We start from the raw sequence: 2,866 nt of genomic DNA, 5'->3' as shown, positions 1-2,866 counted from the left end.
CGCCACCCGGCCCGCAGACGCCCCCTCCCCCGCCATCCCGGCAGCCGGGCTGCCGGCCCCGGCAATGCCTGCGCACGGGGCTGCACGCTTCCGGGCGAGGTAGCGCACCAGCATGATGCATGCCACCAAGGAGGTATGCACCGCACTGATACGAACCGCCATGCCGCCCGGCCCATGCCCCGCCCCGGGCTTGCGCCCTGCACCCGCACCGGCACGGCAAGCCACTGACCTGAATCACGAATTTCGTAGCGCAGCCCGCAGGCAAGCCAGCGGCGCACGGCAAAAACCATGCACGATTCAGGGGCTGGCATGAACTTTGTTTAATGATCGCGAACGGGGACCAACGGCGGTCTCCGGCCTGATTCCTTCACCCAACGGCGGGTGGATTACGTAAGCACGGTGGTTTGCGGTCCGTTGGCGATGCCTGACGGCCGGCCCCACCGTCATCACGGATCGTCGCCGCGGCGTGCGGGCCTGCGGGGCGATCCTCATCGCACCAGGAGCGCACGCCCTCATGTCCGATCAGAATTCCAAGTTCTCGCGCCGCCAGTTCCTGAAGGCCGCCGCTGTCTCCGCGGCGGCCGGGCTCATGCCGGGCCTGCTGCCGCGCCCGCTGTATGCAGCCGCTGACGCGCCGGAAACGACCAAGGCCATCCTCGGCTTCATCGCGCTGACCGACGCCGCGCCGCTGATCGTCGCCAAGGAAAAGGGCATGTTCGCGAAGTACGGCATGCCCGATGTCGAGGTCGTCAAGCAGGCCTCCTGGGGCACGACGCGCGACAACCTCGTGCTCGGCTCGCAGGGCAACGGCATCGACGGTGCGCACATCCTGACGCCGATGCCGTATCTGATCTCCACCGGCAAGGTCACGCAGAACAACGTGCCGACGCCGATGTACATCCTCGCCCGCCTGAACCTCGCCGGTCAGTGCATCTCGGTCGGTGCCGAGTACCTCGACCTCAAGATCGGCCTCGACGCCAAGCCGTTCAAGACGGCGCTGGAAGCCAAGAAGGCCTCCGGCAAGGCGGTCAAGGCGGCGATGACCTTCCCGGGCGGCACGCACGATCTCTGGATCCGCTACTGGCTCGCCGCCGGCGGCATCGACCCGGACAAGGACATCGAGACCATCGTCGTGCCGCCGCCGCAGATGGTCGCGAACATGAAGGTCGGCACGATGGACTGCTTCTGCGTCTGCGAGCCGTGGAACGAGCAGCTGAAGAACCAGAAGATCGGCTACACGGCCCTGACCACCGGCGAGCTCTGGAACGGCCACCCCGAGAAAGCCTTCGCGATGCGCGCCGACTGGGTCGACAAGAACCCGAAGGCGACGCAGGCGCTGCTGCTCGCGGTCATGGAAGCCCAGCAGTGGTGCGACAAGCCCGAGAACCGCGAGGAGATGGCGAAGATCGTCTCCAAGCGCCAGTGGATCAACGCGCCGTTCGAGGACATCGTCGCGCGCATGAAGGGCACCTTCGACTACGGCACCGGCAAGGTGGTCGAGAACAGCCCCTTCATCATGAAGTACTGGGCCGATCACGCCTCCTACCCGTACCAGAGCCACGACCTCTGGTTCCTGACCGAGAACGTGCGCTGGGGCAAGTTCGACGGCAGCGAGGACTTCAAGGCCCTGATCGCGAAGGTCAACCGCGAGGACCTCTGGCGCCAGGCCGCCACGACCGCCGGCGTCACCAGCCTGCCGGCCTCGCCGTCGCGCGGCCCCGAGAAGTTCTTCGACGGCAAGGTGTTCGATCCGGCCAATCCGGCCGCCTACCTCGCGAGCCTCGACATCAAGCGCAAGGGCTGACGCAGCCCGCCGGACCGGCGGTGCGCGGGCACCGCCGGCCGCCGCTTCCCTGAGCATCCACCCCCGGAGTGCCGCGCGATGAGTGCCACCAGCGCCAACATCATTCCCCTTCCCGTCGCCAGTGCGGAACCGGCCGCGGCGCCTGCTCCCGCCACCGCCGCGGCCGAGCCGGTCGCCGCCGACAGCGCACCGGCCTACCAGCCGGTTCCGCGCTGGCGCCAGCACCTCGCCGCGTTCGCCCGCACCGTCATTCCGCCGCTGCTGACCATCGCGCTGCTGCTGCTGGTCTGGCAGCTGCTGTGTGCCCGGCCCGGCGCCAGCCTGCCGGCCCCGTCGAAGGTGCTGGAAGACACCTGGCAGCTGATCTCCGATCCGTTCTTCGACAACGGCGGCACCGACAAGGGCCTGTTCTGGCACATGCTGGCCAGCCTCAAGCGCGTCGCCTACGGCTATGCGATCGCCGCCGTCGTCGGCGTGGCCCTCGGGGCGCTGATCGGCTGCAGCGTCTGGGCGATGCGCGGGCTCGATCCGCTGTTCCAGGTGCTGCGCACGATTCCGCCGCTCGCGTGGCTGCCGCTGTCGCTGGCGGCGTTTCGCGACGGCGAGCCCTCGGCGATCTTCGTGATCTTCATCACCGCGGTCTGGCCGATCATCATCAACACCGCGGTCGGCATCCGGAACATTCCGCAGGACTACCAGAACGTCGCCCGCGTGCTGCGCATGAACGCCTGGGAATACTCGACGATCATCATGCTGCCGGCGGCCGCGCCGTACATCTTCACCGGCCTGCGCATCGGCATCGGCCTGTCCTGGCTCGCGATCGTCGCCGCCGAGATGCTGATCGGCGGCACCGGCATCGGCTTCTTCATCTGGGATGCGTGGAACAGCTCGCTGATCAGCGACATCATCCTGGCGCTGGTCTACGTCGGCCTGACCGGCTTCTTCCTCGATCGCCTGATCGCCTTCGCCGGCCGCCTCGCCACCCGCGGCACCGCCTCGGCCTGAGCGCCCCTCCGGCCCCGGCCGCGCTCCCTGCGCGCGGCCGGGGCTTTTCATTGCCCC

At 68.4% G+C, this 2,866-nt stretch carries 2 protein-coding genes; both read left to right on the top strand.

Annotation, left to right across the window (positions count from 1 at the left end; genetic code table 11):
• Nucleotides 1–514 precede the first annotated feature (514 nt).
• Nucleotides 515–1,804 (top strand): CmpA/NrtA family ABC transporter substrate-binding protein, encoded by a 1,290-nt coding sequence (locus PKE44_RS17665; protein WP_324553886.1) that lies wholly within the window; start codon nucleotides 515–517, stop codon nucleotides 1,802–1,804.
• A 78-nt stretch (nucleotides 1,805–1,882) separates the two neighbouring features.
• A complete protein-coding gene (ntrB, locus tag PKE44_RS17660; protein ID WP_324553884.1) occupies nucleotides 1,883–2,809 on the top strand; it encodes a nitrate ABC transporter permease in 927 nt (308 codons plus the stop codon).
• The last annotated feature ends 57 nt before the right edge of the window (nucleotides 2,810–2,866 follow it).

It is taken from the genome of Plasticicumulans sp., from assembly GCF_035331805.1.
Classification (GTDB): Bacteria; Pseudomonadota; Gammaproteobacteria; order Competibacterales; family Competibacteraceae; genus Plasticicumulans.
The sequence above is the reverse complement of the archived record's forward strand: the minus strand, read 5'-3'. Positions and strand labels throughout refer to the sequence as shown.

Coding starts and splice junctions, on each gene's coding strand:
- PKE44_RS17665 (WP_324553886.1), top strand. CDS start 515: ATGTCCGATCAGAATTCCAAGTTCTCGCGCCGCCAGTTCCTGAAGGCC.
- ntrB (WP_324553884.1), top strand. CDS start 1,883: ATGAGTGCCACCAGCGCCAACATCATTCCCCTTCCCGTCGCCAGTGCG.